Source organism: Nocardia amamiensis NBRC 102102 (genome assembly GCF_001612745.1).
Classification (GTDB): Bacteria; Actinomycetota; Actinomycetes; order Mycobacteriales; family Mycobacteriaceae; genus Nocardia; species Nocardia amamiensis.
Map to the genome: position 1 here is coordinate 1 of NZ_BDBA01000243.1, position 15,710 is coordinate 15,710.

The following is a 15,710-nucleotide window of genomic DNA, read 5'->3' on the forward strand; positions in this document are numbered from 1 at the left end:
TACGGCCTCGGCGGCTCGCTGCTGCCGGGCTGCCAGGCCCAGCTGCTCCCTGTCCCACACGCCACGGGAAACCTCGCGAAGCTGCCCGACGAGGTGAGCGACGCGGCCGCCGTCGTGCTCACCGACAACGCCCCCACCGCCTGGTACGGCGCCCGCCGCGCCCGGATCGCCCCGGGCGACACGGTCGTGGTGATCGGGCTCGGCCCGGTCGGGCTCATGGCGGTCCAGTCCGCGTTCGCGATGGGCGCGGCGCGGGTGCTCGGCGTCGACCTGCTCGCCGACCGCCGCAAGCGCGCCGCGGACCTCGGCGCCGAGCCGGTCGAGTCGGACGACCCGAAGCAGGCGATCCGCGAAATGCTCGGCGGCGGTGCGGACGTGGCGATCGAGGCGGTGGGCGCCGACGCCACCATCAAGCTCGCGATCAGCGCGGTCGGGCACCGCGGGCGGGTCAGCGTGGTCGGCGTGAGCCAGAACCGCGCCTACCCGTTCCACATGATGGCGGCGCAGGTGAAGGAACTCGAGTTCCACATCGGACTGTGCTCGGTCCAATACGACCTGCCCGCGCTGCTGAAACTCACCGCAGGCGGCAGGATTCGACCCGAAGCCGTGGTCACTCATCAGCTTCCGATGTCCGACGGACCCGCGGCCTACCGCATGTTCGCCGATCGGTCCGACGGAGTGGGTAAGGTCGTGCTGGACCCGGGCCGATGACCGCGCCGTCGCGCCGCCGCGGCCGCCCGCCCGCCGCCGAATCGACAGCGACCGACACCAGGGACCGGATCATGCGCGCGGCGATCGACCTGTTCGCCGAGAAGGGATTCCACGGCACCGGCGTGGCCGAGATCGGCGAGCGCGCCGACGTGCAGCGCGGCGCGCTGTATTACCACATCGGCTCCAAGGAGGAGCTGCTGTGGCAGATCCTGCGCGATTACATCCAGCTGATGCTGCTCGACGCCGAACAGATCGCCGCCAGCCCGGACGATCCGATCGCCAAGCTGCGCAAGCTGATCCACAGTCATGTCCGGCTGATCATTCGCCATCAGCGTGAGGTGGCCATCCAGTTGCGCGACGTCGGCGCGCTGACCGGCGAGCGCGCCGTCGAACTCCAGGACCTGCGCGACCGGGTCCAGCGCTGCTGGCAGCGGGTCATCGACGCGGGCCACGCCGAGGGGCTGCTGCGCACCGACGACCATGTGGTCACCAACAGCGTGCTGGGCATGCTGAACATGGTGACGTTCTGGTATCGCCCGCATGGCGACCGCTCCCCTGGCGAGATCGCCGAGATCCTCGCGACCACCCTGCTCGACGGCGCGGTGACCGACGCCGCCCGGCATCCGAATGGCTGAACCTCGTTGACGCCCTCGCCGCCTGACCCCCGTGAGGCCGCCGATCTCGAGGCAGAATGAACCAGCAAGCCCCGCGATGATGTCCGAGGAGATGCCATGGTGTCCGCACGCAGGATCGCCCGTTCGCCGATCACCTGGATCGTCGCCGTGCTTGTGGTGGCCGGGCTCGGTGTCGGCCTGGTCCTGTTCCAGCCGTGGCGGCTGTTCACCGACACCACCGTCGAAGAGGCAGCGCCGTCGGTCTCCGCCGTTCCGGTACCCGGTGCGGAGGTACCGCAGCCCCGCGCCATCGCCCACGGCACGTTCGTTTCGCATGAGCACGCGACGGCGGGCACGGTCGTGGTCTTGCGACTGCCGGACGGCAGCAGGGTGCTGCGGTTGGAGAACCTCGATACCTCCGACGGGCCTGATCTGCACGTCTGGCTCACCGACGCCCCGGTACGCGAAGGGCGTGACGGGTGGTTCGTCTTCGATGACGGCGTGCACACCGACCTGGGCAAGCTCAAGGGCAACCAGGGCAACCAGAACTACACCATCCCCGCCGAGGCGGACCTCACCCAGCTGACCAGCGTCGCCATCTGGTGCGACCGGTTCAACGTCTCCTTCGGCGCGGCCGAGCTGCGTCCGGCCTGATCGGCGCCGCCCTCGGCCGCACCCGTTGGCAGGGCGCGCGCATCATCAGCGAACGGCCCTCGGCCGCATCCTCCGGCATCGCCGATCGCGCCGTACCCGGAGCACCCATGATCGACGGTGTCGCCGGGCCCGAAAAAATGACCCGACAACGGCGGGTGCGCTGTGCCACCATGTGTTTCGACGACGACCACCGGATCGAGAGTGGTCACTGAGCAGTGAGAGGAGGGGCGGCAGTGATTCCGGAGACGACCAAGCGAGTAGATATCGAGATGACGCGGTGGTCGACCGTGGGCGACGCGTTCGGCGAACCCACCAGTGCACGGCACGGCGAACCGGGCACCAGCCGCCTTCAGGCCATCGGCTGACCGCCGCGTTCCTCTCCTCCTTCGCTCGATTCCCACGAAACATGGTGATTCCCATGACGTTCCGCCGTGCCGCCGATCCGGCGGCAGTGACCGCCGACAACTGGATACACACCGGAGTCCTCGTCCTGAACGCCTCCTACGAGGCGCTCGACGAGATCAAGGCCGACCGGGCCGTGGTGCTGCTCGTCGGCGGTGCCGCGGAGTCGGTCGCCGACCGCGAGCCGCACTTCCCGATCCGATCGCGGCACGTGGAACTCGCTCTGCCGCAGACAATTCGGCTGCTGCGCTACGTCTACCTGACGCACACCACGCTGGTCGACGACGAGAGCAACGCCACCTTGGCGGGCGTGCTGCGCCGGGACAACCACCGATGCGCCTACTGCGCGGGCTGGGCCCGCACCGTGGACCACATCCGGCCGCGGTCCCGGGGCGGCCCGAACACCTGGAGCAACCTGGTGGCCTGCTGCGCTCCGTGTAACACCGCCAAGGCCGACCGGACCCCCGAGGAGGCAGGCATGCGCCTGCTCTGGGAACCGAAGGCGCCCACCCACCGGGTCAGGCAGCAGCGGCGGATCTGGAAGCAGCTCGCCATCACCTGACCACGACCCGAGAAAGGAGAAAGATCGCGATGACACCCACCGCGACCACCGCCGTCACGGAACTGACCCTGGCCGACCTGCTCCCGCTCTCGGACTCCCGAGGGTGGCACCGGGCGGCCTGCCGTGGCGACCCTAATCACGAGGCCTGGTTCCCGTACCCGTCGCAGGACTTCGACTACGCGCGGCAAGTCTGCGGGGGCTGCCCGATCCGGGACGCGTGCGGCGAATTCGCGGCCCGCACCGGACAATCCGGGGTCTGGGGCGGGCACGAGTTCGACCGCGGACGCGTGATCCGCCGGTGAGGTTCCGCCGTCGCGCCCGTCGGGCGCGGCGGCTCCTCCCCAACGCCTGCCGCACCGCGTGCGGTGCGGAACGAACCTCGCCGAGTCGGCTCGGCGCTGGTGACCATACACTGACCGCGTGGGCTCTCATCGCAGCGGAACCAGATCCCGGGGCGTCAGCAAAGGTCCGGTTATCGCAGTGGTTGCCGTTGCGTTGCTGGCCGCGATCGTCGTCGGCTGGTTCCAGCTGCGCGATCGCGCGGCTGATCAAGACAGTGCGGCGGCGGCCGAGTGCGTGGAGGGTGCGGCGACCTTGCACGTGACCGCCGATCCGGGCATCGCGGCGCAGGTGCGGGCCGCCGCGGACAGCTACAACGCCACCCGGCCGAACGTGCGTGACCACTGCGCGCAGGTCGCGGTGACAGCGCAGCCGTCCTCGGCTGTCGTCGCCGCGTTCACCAGCGGCAAACCATGGGATCAGGCGCTCGGTCCGCAGCCGGCGCTGTGGATCGCCGATTCGACCCGCTCGATCGAGTCCATGCGGGTGCCCGGATTGATCGAGGGCACCCCCGTGCCGGTGGCCGCCAGCCCGATCGTCCTCGCGGTGCCGGAGGAATTGCGCGGCGCGCTCGAACAGACCGAGATCTCCTGGGCCGACCTGCCGCGCCTGCAACAGGGGTCGCTGGATGAGCTCGGCCTGTCCGGCTGGGGCGGCCTACGCATGGCGGTACCGTCCGGTGACGCCACGCTTGCCGCGGCCACCGCGGTCGGCTCCGCGGTGTCGGGTGCCGATCCGCTCAGCGAGGACGCCGCTCGGTCCGGTCAAGTGGTCGCCGCGATCTCCGGGCTCGCCGTCGACGCCCCGCAAGCCACCGACACCGCAGCCGCACTGGCTGCGGTCGCCGCGCAGAACGCGCCGGTGCACGCGGTGGTGACGACCGAGCAGCAACTGAAGGCGCACCCCGGGCTCGCCGCCTTCCGGCCCGCTGGGGCGGCGCCGACGGCCGACTACCCCGCCGCGCTGATGTCCGGGCCCTGGGTGGACAAGACGCAGAATCTCATCGCCGGACGATTCACCGACTACCTGCGCACGCCGGAGCAGGCACAGACCTTCGTCGCGGCCGGTTTCGCCGGCACGCCGCAGGTGCCGAACGCCGCACCGCCGCGCGCCGCGCTCGACAAAGTGCGCGCCACACTCGCGAATCCGGTGCTCGGCGTGCGGGCAACGGTTCTGGTCGACGTGTCGGCGTCGATGGGCACCACCGAGGGGACCAAGACGCGACTGGCGAACGTCGTCGCTGCCCTCAACTCCACGATGACGGTCATGCCACCCGACTTCGGTCTCGGCGTCTGGGCATTCGGCAAAGACCTCGACGGCACGGACCCGTACGAGGTGGTTGCGGCCACCGCCGCACTCACCGACAGCCAGCGCACGAAGATCACTACGGCGCTGAGCACTCTGCGTCCCGGCGAAACCCGTTCCGACGAGGCGTATCCGTCCTTGATCGCCGCATACAAGAGCGCTGTCTCCGGTTATGTGCCTGGCCGCACCAATTCGGTGCTGCTGATCACCGACGGACCCGACGACGACTCCACGGTCACCGGGCCTCAGTTGGCCTCGAGCATCACCGCCGCCATCGATCCGGCCCACCCGGTCCGCATCGACGTGATCGTGCTCGGCGGCAACGGCACCCAGACCCTCCAGGCGCTCGCGCAGCAGACCGGCGGCAGCTACACCCGGCTGGCCACCTCCAACGACCTCGGCTTCGGCTCCGCCGTCGTCAAGTCGCTCACCACGCCGTAGACCTCGCCGCGTCTTCCGGCCGTCCCGGTCAGAGGACGGAATTCGCGGCCGGTCTCGCGGGGAGTACGGCTCGGGGCTGCACCCCCAGGACGGGACCTGGACTCAGTCCGCGTACGCCTCCAGGGGCGGACACGAGCACACCAGGTTCCGGTCGCCATACGCACCGTCGATCCGGCGCACCGGAGGCCACACCTTCGCCCTGGCATGTCCGAGGCCGAGTGGATAGACCGCGACTTCCCTGCTGTAGGGGTGCTCCCACTCCCCTACCAGCGACGCCGCGGTGTGCGGCGCGCCGCGCAGCGGGTTGTCGGTCACCGGCCACACACCTGCGGCGACCTGGTCGATCTCGCCGCGGATGGCGATCATCGCCTCGATGAAGTCCTCCAGCTCGGCGAGGTTCTCGCTCTCGGTGGGCTCCACCATCAGCGTGCCCGCCACCGGGAAGCTCATGGTCGGCGCATGGAATCCGTAGTCGGCCAGACGCTTGGCCACATCGTCGACGGTGACGCCGGTCTGCTTGGTGATCTCGCGCAGGTCCAGGATGCACTCGTGGGCCACCATGCCGTGCTCACCGGTGTAGAGCACCGGGAAGTACTCGTCGAGCCGCCGGGCGATGTAGTTCGCCGAGGCGATCGCCGACAGCGTGGCCCTGCGCAGCCCGTCGGCGCCCATCATGCGGATGTAGGCCCAGGTGATCGGCAGGATCGACGCCGAGCCGTACTTCGCCGCCGACACGGCGTGCGACCCCGCTTCCAGCGGATCGCCGGGCAAGTAGCGCGCCAAGTGCGCACGGACCGCGACCGGGCCGACACCGGGACCGCCGCCGCCGTGCGGGATGCAGAACGTCTTGTGCAGGTTCAAGTGACTCACATCGCCGCCGAACCGGCCGGGCCTGGCCAGACCCACCAGAGCATTGAGGTTGGCGCCGTCGACGTACACCTGGCCGCCCGCGTCGTGCACCAGCGCGCACAACTCGGCGACCTCGTGCTCGTACACGCCGTGCGTGGACGGGTAGGTGATCATGATGCAGGCCAGCCGGTCGGCGTGGTCGGCGATCTTGGCGCGCAGGTCGTCCAGGTCGACGTCCCCGTTGTCGCGGCACTTCACCACTTCCACGCGCAGCCCGGCCATGGCCGCCGACGCCGCGTTGGTGCCGTGCGCGCTGGACGGGATGAGACAGGTATCGCGATGGGTGTCGCCGCGGTCGAGATGGTAGCGGCGAATGGCCAGCAGCCCGGCGTACTCGCCCTGGCTGCCCGCGTTGGGCTGCAGGCTCACCGAGTCGTAGCCGGTGATATCCGAGAGCCAGCGTTCCAGGTCCGCGATCACCCGCAGCAGACCGGGCGCGTCCTCCACCGGGGCGTACGGGTGCACGCGGGCGAAGCCGGGCCAGGTGATGGCTTCCATCTCCGCGGTGGCGTTGAGCTTCATCGTGCAGGAGCCGAGCGGAATCATGCTGCGGTCCAGCGCGATGTCCTTGTCGGACAGCGAGCGCAGATAGCGCAGCATGGCCGTCTCGGTGTGGTATTTCGTGAACGCGGGGTGGGTCAGGTACGCCGAGGTGCGGTTCTCGATCGCGGCGACCGGCGCGGGCGCTCCCGGCTCGGACGACATCGCGGTGCCGAAGGATTCCAGCACGGCCGCGACATGCGCGCCGGTGGTCGCCTCGTCGCAGGCGATGCCGACGTGGTCGGCGTCGACCAGGCGCAAGTTGATCCCGCGTGACTTCGCTTTCGCCACAACGGCTTCCGCACCGCCGGGCACGTACGCGAGCACCGTGTCGAAGAAACTGTCGTGCACGACCGCTCCGTCCAGCCCGCGCGCGATCGCCGCGGCGTGCCCGTGCACCCGGCGCGCGATGGCGCGCAGGCCGTCCGCACCGTGGTACGCGGCGTACATCGCGGCGAGGATGGCAAGCAGCACCTGCGCGGTACAGATATTGGAGGTCGCCTTCTCCCGGCGAATGTGCTGCTCACGGGTCTGCAGCGCGAGCCGGTAGGCAACGTCGCCGTCGGCGTCCACCGAGACGCCGACCAGGCGACCGGGCAGCTGGCGGGCCTGCGCCTGACGCACGGCGAGGTATCCGGCGTGCGGGCCGCCGAAGCCGAGCGGGACGCCGAAGCGCTGAGTGGTGCCGAAGCACACGTCGGCGCCCTGCTCACCCGGTGGCGTGATGAGCGTCATCGCCAGCAGGTCGGCGCCGATCGCGACGAGCGCGCCACGCTCGTGGGCCGCGGTGACGACGCCGGTCCAGTCCACGATGCGGCCGCTGGCCCCTGGCGTCTGCGCCAGCACGCCGAAGAACTCGCCGTCGGGCAGCACGCCGGTGGACAGGTCCGCTTCGACGATCTCCAGGCCCAGCGGCTCGGCTCTGGTGTAAAGCACCGTCCTGGTCTGCGGGAAGAGATCGGTGTCGATGAGCAACCGCGCGGACTTCGCTTTGCTCGCGCGACGCAGCAGCGTCATCGCCTCGGCGGCGGCGGTCGCCTCGTCCAGCATGGAGGCGTTGGCGACGTCCATGCCGGTCAGCTCCGACACCATGGTCTGGAAATTGAGCAGCGCCTCGAGCCGGCCCTGGCTGATCTCGGGCTGGTAGGGGGTGTAAGCGGTGTACCAGGCCGGATTCTCCAGCAGGTTGCGCACCAGCACCGGCGGGGTGAGCGTGTCGTAGTACCCGAGGCCGATCATCGAGGTTGCCACGGTATTGCTCGTCGCGAGTTCGGTGAGTTCGGCGAGCACTTCGTGCTCGGTCGCCGCCGGGGGCAGTCCGGTCAGTCCGTCACCATCCAGGATGCTGGCGGGCAGTGCCCTGGCCGCCAACTCGTCGAGCGACGGCACGCCGACGACATCGAGGATCCGGGCCAGTTCCTCCCGGTCGGGTCCGATATGGCGGTCGGCGAATGAGCGAGTCACAACAGCTCCCAAGATCGGGTCGGGTCGACCGCGCGGTCGACGGGTACCGGCCCTCCCCCTCTGTCGTGGCGCCTGAGAGATTCGGGTGCCGCGACCGATGGCCGGCACCCTTTCCCCATGGGCGGGCGGCTCGAAGCCACCGCTTTCCAGAGGCGCCGAAGCCCGTACGGTCCCTGTTGCCTGAGAGATTGACGGGGAGGTGCTGCTCCTTCGGCGCCCGGACTCGTCTCGAGACCGGGACTCTCCCGCACGGCGGCGACGCACCGTCAGTCTATGCCGACGCCACGCCGGCTCGCGCCGGAGCACCCGCGCGCGCCATGTCGTTCTCGTCACTCGGGTGGCTGGGCGCGCACCTGCTGCCACGGTTGCCGCCCAGGCACTCATATCGGCTCAACTCCCGTTTTCGAGCGCAGCGAGACCGAGCATCCCTGTTCGCGGCCCGGCTCGCGCCTGAGTGGCCGACGCGTCCGCGACGAAGTCGCAAGCGGCGGTCGCTCAGGGGCGAGCCACAAAGGGGCCGCGAACACGCAGCGCCGCAGGTGCTGCACATCGAACACCGTCAGATCGCCAGGCCGTCTCGCAACCTGGTCGCCGCGAGCAGGATCGACTCCGCCTGGATCCGCACCAGCCGCTCCAGCGGCACCGCGACGCCCGGCGCGTTCCGCTCGACGTCGATGCACCACTGGTCGAATACCGCGGCGAACCGGTCGCGTTCGGCGGCCAGCGCGGGCGCGGCGCTGCGGCGGTGTTCGTCGTCGAGCAGCCGCAGCAGCATGCCGCCCAATCGCAGGCGCAGCATCGCGGTCCAGTCGTACTGCTCGACGAAGATCTCGCCCCTGGTGGCGATCCGATCCCGTTCCAGCACAGTCTGTTTGCTCACCGCCAAGCTGGGCAGTCCGGCGACCAGCGCGCGCACCGACCGCTCGAACGGGCTGCAGCCGCTCAATTGGCCCTCCACTCGCGCGAGTGCTTCGGCGGCGACCCGTGCCATGGCCCGGTAGTCGGCCGCGGTGGCGTCGAGCAGGTCACCGAGCACACGGTCGCCCGCCGATCCGTCGCCGATTCGCTCGTCGACCCACAGCGGCAGCTCGCAGACCAGAATCGCCGTGCCGTAGCGCGCCGTGTAGTCCCGGCAGCCGCCCCCGCCCAGCGCCGCGACCGCGTCGAGGCCCTTCGCCGCGAGCAGGTCAGCCATCGCACCGAACAACGGCAGCTCGAAGACCCCTGGCGCCAGCGTGCCCGCGCCCGGCGCATCCGGTTCGCCGCGGTAGATCGGGACGTCCGCCGCCGAGAGCCGATCGGTGAGCGCCGACCAGTACTCGGCATCGCCGCCGCAGGTGTAGAAGAACCCGCCCCCGAACTCGGCGTTGTGCAGTGACGCGATCAACGCAGGCCGGGTGCGGTCGATCAACGCCATCATGGCCTTCGTCTCGGGCAGCGGCACGCCGACGGACCGGCCGCGCCACACGGTCGGAAAACACCATTCCGGCTGTTCGGCCGCGGGCGGGCGGTAGAAGCCGCGCGCCACGCCGGTCCTGGTGTGCGGGCCGGTGAACCACCCTTCGTTCAGCCGGGTTCCGTCCGGGTCGACACAGAGCACGAAATGCCAGGTGGCGCCCACTGTCGCGGCGTCGTCGGCGGCCATCCTGCCGAGCAGATGGCGGATGGTGGCCATGCCGATGGGCTCGTTCGGGTGCGGATTGCCCAGCACCACGATGTGCCGAGCCCCTGACCCGACCTGTACCTCGCGAATCGGGTCAGCGCCGCGTGACCGCCCGAGTTCGGTGATCGACACCCGCTGCGGATGATCGGCGGCGAGCAGGTCGGCGAATCCGTTCAACTCGTCGACAGTAGGGAATGCCGCGAGGTGGCCGACCGGCCCGACGATCCCGGTGATGTCATCGGCTGCCTGCACAGCGCCCCCCTCCTCCTCGCTGCCGCCGCCCTTGGCGCGGGGTCTAACCCGTCTTGCGGTTCATCCGCGCCTTGCGGCGGAAGGACAACTCGTCTTCGGGTCGTTCGGTGACCGTCGACGCGCGTTCCGCGGGGAAATTCGCGATGGCGCCGGTCAGTTCACGCATCGCGCCGCTGACGGCGATGCCGAAGACGCCCTGCCCGCCCTGCAGTAAATCGACGACCTCCTCGGCCGAGGTGCACTCATAGACCGATGTGCCGTCGGAGAAGAGCGTGATGCCCGCCAAGTCCTGCACGCCGCGGCTGCGCAGATGATCGACCGCGATGCGGATGTTCTGCAACGAGATGCCCGCGTCGAGCAGCCGTTTGACGATCTTGAGGACCAGGATGTCCTTGAACGAGTACAGCCGCTGGCTCCCCGAACCCGCCGCGCTTCGGATGGAGGGCACCACCAGACCGGTGCGCGCCCAGTAGTCGAGCTGCCGGTAGGTGATCCCGGCCACCTGGCATGCGCTGGGGACGCGATAGCCGACCAGGTCGTCAGGTACCGAGTCGTCCGGGAACAGGCCTGGCTGTACCACATCCTGCGATTGCTCTGCCACTGACCACTCCCTTGCTTCGCCGACGCATTCCCAGCCTCATCGATGACCCGGCTCCGTCGCCGACCGAACCGGTGCGGATTCGGCCGAAACGGACGTGGCCCAACTGTCGAGATTACTCCCCTGATTGTCCAGGGAGCGGCGTCGTCGAGCCAAACGCGACGCGCGGTAAAACTCTCGACCTCTACTTCAGCTGTCGGTGGCCTTGAAGTCGTCCGGAGACACCGATTCGAGGAACTCCTTGAACTTCTCGACCTCGTCCTCGCGCTCGTCCGGCATGACCAGTCCGGCTTCCTCGAGGACGGACTCTTCAGCGTAGATCGGGCAACCCACCCGCAAGGCGATGGCAACCGAGTCCGACGGCCGCGCAGAGATCCGCAGATCGTTCTCGAAGACCAAGTCCGCGTAAAAGGTCCCCTCCTGCAGATCCACGATCCTGACCTCCTTGAGGGTGTGCCCCAGCTCGGTGATCAGGACCTTGATCAGATCGTGGGTCAGTGGGCGGATCGGGGTCACCCCCTCCTGCTCGAGCACGATCGCGGTCGCTTCCGCCTGTCCGATCCAGATCGGCAGGTATCGGTCGCCCGCCACCTCACGGAGCAACAGCACGGGCTGGTTCTGTGGCTGCTCGACACGGATGCCGATCACGCGCATTTCGCTCATCGCACTGCCTCCCATACTCGCCGCCGGCCCGACATGACCGCCGCAGAGCTCGCCGTACCACGAGTCTAGGCGAACCGGCACCGGTCCAGCGATCCGTCTACACAGCCGAAATCAGCGTGTTGGGTCGGCGAAGCCCGCAGACCTGAGTCGCCGAGGGGTCAACCCCCCAGCGAACTCCGGACCGAGGACTTGACCAGACAAGTGTGCAATGTGAGCGATAGCGCGGCGAGTTCGCGCACCGTCTCCTCCGCGCGGGCGCGTGCGTCCGCGTCGCGGCTCTTCGCGATCGGGGCGGCGATCTGCGCCACGAGCGCGGCCTCCCGATCGGCCGCGAGCTTGAACGCCCGCAAATGGCGCGCCTCCAAACCGAATTCGGCCATCGCGCGGGCCGTCTTGGCCAGCGTCACCGCGTCGGCGTCGAAGTATCCCGCCGGGCCCGGCGTGATCAGGTTGGCCCGGATCAGGTCGCCCAGGAAACTGTCATCGATTCCGGCCTGGTCGAGCAGATCAGCCCGGGTGACCCGGATTTCGTGATCGAAACGCAGATCCTCCGGCGAGATCTCGTTCGGCACCACGCCCAGCCGCCGGGGCGCCGGGGCCGGGAGCGCTGCGCGGTCGGAACCCCGCGCCGGCTGCTCGCCGTCCGGCGAGACGTGCCCGGCATGCGCCTCCCCGGCCGGCACGGAGTGCGCTCGGGCGCGGGCTTCCCGCACACCGAGCGTCGCCGCACCGCTATCGATGGCCTCGAGCTGTTCCTTGATCACCTTCAACGGCAGATACTGGTCGCGTTGCGCGGTCAGCACGAACCGGAGCCGTTCGACATCCGCGACGGAGAATCTCCGGTAGCCCGAAGGCGTCCGCTGCGGCCGGATCAGCCCCTCCGCTTCCAGGAAGCGGATCTTGGAGATGGTGACGTCGGGAAAGTCGGGGCGCAGCAGGTCGAGCACGGAGCCGATCGACATCCCTCCGCGTGCCCACTGCGCCGCACCGGTCACCGCGCCAGGTCCTTCATGACCCTGAGCCCTTCCTGAGGTGTGAGACCCAGCGTCGGCGCTGTCATAGACTCCCCGCACCCGCCGACGAGTCGGTCACCTGGGCGCGCGGTCCGGTGAGGAATACCAGCCGGAACTTGCCGATCTGCACCTCGTCGCCGTTCTGCAGCTCGGAGGAGTCCACCGGCTCCCGGTTCACATATGTCCCGTTCAGGCTGCCCACATCGACGACCTGGAACGACTCGTCGTCCTGACGGAACTCGGCGTGCCGGCGGCTGACGGTGACATCGTCGAGAAAGATGTCACTGTCCGGGTGCCGCCCCGCCGATGTGGTCGGCTGATCCAGCAGGAACCGCGAGCCCGCATTCGGTCCGCGTTTGACGACCAAGAGGGCAGCACCGACCGGCAGACCCTCGACCCCTTGGACCGGCTGCTCGCCGGTCACCTCTCCGGCGCGCGACGCGTCGACCTCGTTCAGGAAATCCGCGCGGAAGACCGACGTCGTCTCGGCCGCGGTCTCCCCGTAACCCGGGTCTTTGTTCTCGCTCACCGTTTCTCTCCTCCTCGAACCTGATTATCCATGCAAGCAGGTGATACCTCTGGCACCACGACCTGCCGTCGAGTCCCTAGATCCCCGGCGCAGCCGCCGGGTGCATCTGTTGGCATTGACCGTACCCTGCCGGGCCGCACCCGTGCAGGTAGAACTGGGAAGGCTGCTTCAGCCCCCGATAACTCCTTGATAACCTGCGGCATCCAGCAGTTCACCGAGCGTCACGTCGAGGCTCGCGGCATCGCTCACCTCCAACTCGAACAGCCATCCCGCACCGTAGGGATCGGTGTTCAACATCTCCGGCGCCGAGCTCAACTTGTCGTTCACCGCAACGACTTTCGCGCTCAACGGCGCGTAGATGTCGGACACGCTCTTGGTCGACTCCACCTCCGCGATGCTGTCCGCGGCGGACACGTCCGCGTCCGCTTCGGGCAGCTGCACGAACACAACGTCACCGAGTTGAGACTGGGCGTAATCGGTGATGCCCACCCGAACCCGGGTCGGGGCGATCCGGCGTACCCACTCGTGCTCCTCGGTGTAGCGCAGATCCTCGGGGGTCTGGGTCACAGGCCGTCCTTTCGTTCGAACGTTGCACGCAAACTCTATCGGCTAGGCCGCCCGATGCCCCACAGCCGGTATCGCTCTTGCGACGGCGATGGCTTTGCCGGTATAGAGCACGCCGGTCCAGAGGTAGACCGCGGTGCCCCAGATCAGCAATGCCCCGCCGAAGGCCCGCCCGAAACCGGCGGCCGCCCAGTCCATCTGCCCGGCCAGCAGCCAGGGCAGTGCGGACATCAGCGCGAAGGTGGCCGCCTTGCCCAGATAGATCACCTCGGGCGCGGGCAGATCGCGGCGCTTGTACACCGACAGCGTCGCGGTGAGCACAAGGTCGCGCCCGACCAGCAGCGCCGCCACCCACCACGGGATCAGGCCGCGGATCACGAAGGCCACCAGGGTGGTCACCAAAAACAGCCGGTCGACGAAGGGATCCAGCAGCGCGCCCAGCCGGGAGGACTGCTCCAGCAGCCGCGCGAGCTTGCCGTCCAGGAAGTCGGTGACGCCGCTGGCGACCAGGAGGGCGAACGCCCAGCCATCGGCCCGCTCGATCAGCAGCAACCACAGGAACAGCGGAACGCCGAGCAGGCGCAGCACGCTCAGCACGTTCGGCACGGTCAGGACGCGGTCGGCGAACACGCCTCGACCTGCCCGGTCGGCGGCACGTTCCTCCGGTTCCGCGGTGCCCGATTCGGTTGTCACGCCCCCGTGCATACCCCACCGACCCCCACCCTCGCCATCTCCACGCGCCGATTTCTCGGATATCCGCGCAACCGGCCGCGTGCGACGATGGTTTCCGCCACAAACGCGGCCGTGACAGAATGAGTAGAAAAGTTTCTCATCGTATGGTCCGGTGAGCGAGAGGAAGCAATGTCCGTATTCGACTACGACGTGGTGGTGATCGGTTCCGGCTTCGGCGGCAGCGTGAGCGCCCTGCGGCTCACCGAGAAGGGCTACCGGGTGGGTGTTCTGGAAGCAGGTCGCCGGTGGCACCCGGAGGACATCCCGCGCACGAATTGGAATGTGCGCAAATCGATCTGGGCGCCACGGCTGGGGCTCACCGGCCCGCAGCGGATCAGCGTGCTCGGCAAGTGCGCCGTGTTCTCCGGCGCCGGTGTCGGCGGCGGGTCGCTGATCTACGGCAACACGCTCTACGAACCCCTGCCGAACTTCTACACCGACCGGCAGTGGGCACACATCACCGATTGGCGCGCGGAGCTGGCGCCGTATTACGACCAGGCCAAGCGCATGCTCGGCGTCGCGCCCAATCCCCGCACCACCCCGGCCGACGAGGTGATCCGGGAGATCGCCGAGGACCTCGGCGTCGTCGACACCTTCCACCCGACCGACGTCGGCGTGTTCTTCAACGAGAGCGATCCGGGCACGGAGGTCGAGGACCCGTACTTCGGCGGCGCGGGCCCGCGCCGCACCGGTTGCGTGCACTGCGCGCGCTGCTTCACCGGCTGCCCGCACAACGCCAAGAACACGACCACCACCAACTACCTCTACCTGGCCGAGCAGGCGGGCGCGCAGGTGCATCCGCTGACCACCGCCACCGCCGTCCGCCCGCTGCCCGGCGGCGGCTACGCGGTCGACAGCCAGCGGTCCGGCCGCTGGATCCGCAAGCAGCGCAGGACCTTCACCGCCGAGCAGGTGGTGTTCGCCGGCGCCGCCCTCGGCACCCAGAAGCTGCTGCACAAGATGCGCGACGACGGCGTGCTGGCGCACCTGTCGCCCCGGCTCGGCGAGCTGACCCGCAGCAACTCCGAGGCTATCCTCAACGTGGTCAGCCGCACCCGCCGCGATTTCGCCGAGGGCATCGCGATCACCTCGTCGATCCACCCGGAGGCCGCCACCCACGTCGAAGTGTGCCACTACGGCAAGGGGCAGAACGCGCTGTTCCCGCTGTCGGTGCCGATCGTGGACGGCGGCGCGTTCCGCTTCCTGCGCTTCCTGCTGGCCATCCTGGTGCACCCACTGGTCTTCCTGCGCAGCCTCAATGCACGGCACGCGTCGGAGAAGTCGGTGATCCTGCTGGTCATGCAGTCGTTGGACAACTCGCTGACCTCGTTCCGCCGTCGCGGGCTGCTGCGCACCGAGCAGGGCACCGGTGAGCCGAATCCGACCTGGATCCCGCTGGCGCACGACATCGGCCGCCGGTTCGGCGCAAAGGTCGACGGGGATACCCACGGCCTGATCATGGACGTGTTCAACATTCCGGCCACCGCCCACTACATCGGCGGATGCGTCATCGGCGACGATCCGGCGACCGGCGTCGTCGACCCCTACCAGCGGGTCTACGGGCACCCCGGCCTGCACGTGGCGGACGGTTCCGCGGTGACCGCCAACCTCGGCGTGAATCCGTCGCTGACCATCACCGCGCAGGCGGAGCGGGCGATGGCGTTCTGGCCGAACCGCGGCGAACCCGACACCCGGCCGGAACTGGGCACCGCCTACCGGCGCATCGCAGCGGTGCCGCCCGCGCGTGCCGCGGTG

16 protein-coding genes and 1 riboswitch are annotated in these 15,710 nt (G+C 69.2%); of the genes, 8 read left to right on the forward strand and 8 right to left on the reverse strand.

What is annotated here, in order from left to right; genetic code table 11:
- From NA4_RS33155 to NA4_RS33180, 7 genes are all read left to right on the forward strand, one after another.
- Positions 1-711: zinc-binding dehydrogenase (locus NA4_RS33155; RefSeq protein ID WP_067479216.1), on the forward strand; the 711-nt coding region annotated here is incomplete at its 5' end.
- Complete coding sequence (locus tag NA4_RS33160; protein WP_067479218.1) at positions 708-1,346, forward strand: TetR/AcrR family transcriptional regulator; 639 nt, start codon at positions 708-710, stop codon at positions 1,344-1,346. The genes NA4_RS33155 and NA4_RS33160, both read left to right, overlap by 4 nt.
- Positions 1,347-1,442: 96 nt before the next feature.
- Complete coding sequence (locus tag NA4_RS33165; RefSeq protein ID WP_067479220.1) at positions 1,443-1,979, forward strand: DM13 domain-containing protein; 537 nt, start codon at positions 1,443-1,445, stop codon at positions 1,977-1,979.
- Between the two features lie 233 nt (positions 1,980-2,212).
- Positions 2,213-2,344, forward strand: a complete 132-nt coding sequence (locus NA4_RS43380) for a hypothetical protein (protein WP_281180089.1) — start codon at positions 2,213-2,215, stop codon at positions 2,342-2,344.
- A gap of 53 nt (positions 2,345-2,397) precedes the next feature.
- Positions 2,398-2,943, forward strand: a complete 546-nt coding sequence (locus NA4_RS33170; RefSeq protein WP_067479240.1) for an HNH endonuclease — start codon at positions 2,398-2,400, stop codon at positions 2,941-2,943.
- 29 nt (positions 2,944-2,972) lie between these two features.
- On the forward strand, positions 2,973-3,245 hold the full coding sequence (locus tag NA4_RS33175; RefSeq protein ID WP_067479222.1) for a WhiB family transcriptional regulator: 273 nt from the start codon (positions 2,973-2,975) through the stop codon (positions 3,243-3,245).
- A gap of 118 nt (positions 3,246-3,363) precedes the next feature.
- A complete protein-coding gene (locus NA4_RS33180) occupies positions 3,364-5,028 on the forward strand; it encodes a substrate-binding and VWA domain-containing protein (RefSeq protein WP_067479224.1) in 1,665 nt (554 codons plus the stop codon).
- Between the two features lie 102 nt (positions 5,029-5,130).
- On the opposite strand, the gene gcvP is transcribed toward NA4_RS33180, so the two are convergent.
- From gcvP to NA4_RS33220, 8 genes are all read right to left on the reverse strand, one after another.
- Entirely contained in the window at positions 5,131-7,941 is a 2,811-nt protein-coding gene (gene gcvP, locus NA4_RS33185) for an aminomethyl-transferring glycine dehydrogenase (protein WP_067479226.1), read from the reverse strand.
- A gap of 157 nt (positions 7,942-8,098) precedes the next feature.
- Positions 8,099-8,199, reverse strand: a riboswitch (glycine riboswitch).
- A gap of 301 nt (positions 8,200-8,500) precedes the next feature.
- Positions 8,501-9,856, reverse strand: coding sequence for a M14 family zinc carboxypeptidase (locus NA4_RS33190; RefSeq protein WP_067479228.1), 1,356 nt, complete (start codon positions 9,854-9,856; stop codon positions 8,501-8,503).
- Between the two features lie 43 nt (positions 9,857-9,899).
- On the reverse strand, positions 9,900-10,457 hold the full coding sequence (locus NA4_RS33195) for a MerR family transcriptional regulator (RefSeq protein ID WP_067479230.1): 558 nt from the start codon (positions 10,455-10,457) through the stop codon (positions 9,900-9,902).
- Between the two features lie 186 nt (positions 10,458-10,643).
- Positions 10,644-11,117 carry a bifunctional nuclease family protein gene (locus NA4_RS33200; RefSeq protein ID WP_040777944.1) on the reverse strand — a complete coding sequence of 158 codons (474 nt, stop codon included), beginning with the start codon at positions 11,115-11,117 and terminating at the stop codon, positions 10,644-10,646.
- A gap of 158 nt (positions 11,118-11,275) precedes the next feature.
- Positions 11,276-12,079 (reverse strand): transcriptional regulator FtsR, encoded by an 804-nt coding sequence (ftsR, locus tag NA4_RS33205; protein WP_067479232.1) that lies wholly within the window; start codon positions 12,077-12,079, stop codon positions 11,276-11,278.
- A 94-nt stretch (positions 12,080-12,173) separates the two neighbouring features.
- The gene (gene odhI / locus NA4_RS33210) at positions 12,174-12,659 is read right to left on the reverse strand and encodes an oxoglutarate dehydrogenase inhibitor Odhl (RefSeq protein WP_067479234.1); all 486 of its coding nucleotides are present in this window, start codon (positions 12,657-12,659) and stop codon (positions 12,174-12,176) included.
- A 168-nt stretch (positions 12,660-12,827) separates the two neighbouring features.
- A complete protein-coding gene (gcvH, locus tag NA4_RS33215) occupies positions 12,828-13,226 on the reverse strand; it encodes a glycine cleavage system protein GcvH (RefSeq protein WP_067479236.1) in 399 nt (132 codons plus the stop codon).
- Positions 13,227-13,268: 42 nt separating this feature from the next.
- Complete coding sequence (locus tag NA4_RS33220; protein WP_245671697.1) at positions 13,269-13,916, reverse strand: CDP-alcohol phosphatidyltransferase family protein; 648 nt, start codon at positions 13,914-13,916, stop codon at positions 13,269-13,271.
- 168 nt (positions 13,917-14,084) lie between these two features.
- Here NA4_RS33220 and NA4_RS33225 point away from each other — a divergent pair.
- A partial coding sequence (locus NA4_RS33225; RefSeq protein ID WP_067479238.1) for a GMC oxidoreductase occupies positions 14,085-15,710 on the forward strand: 1,626 nt, incomplete at its 3' end.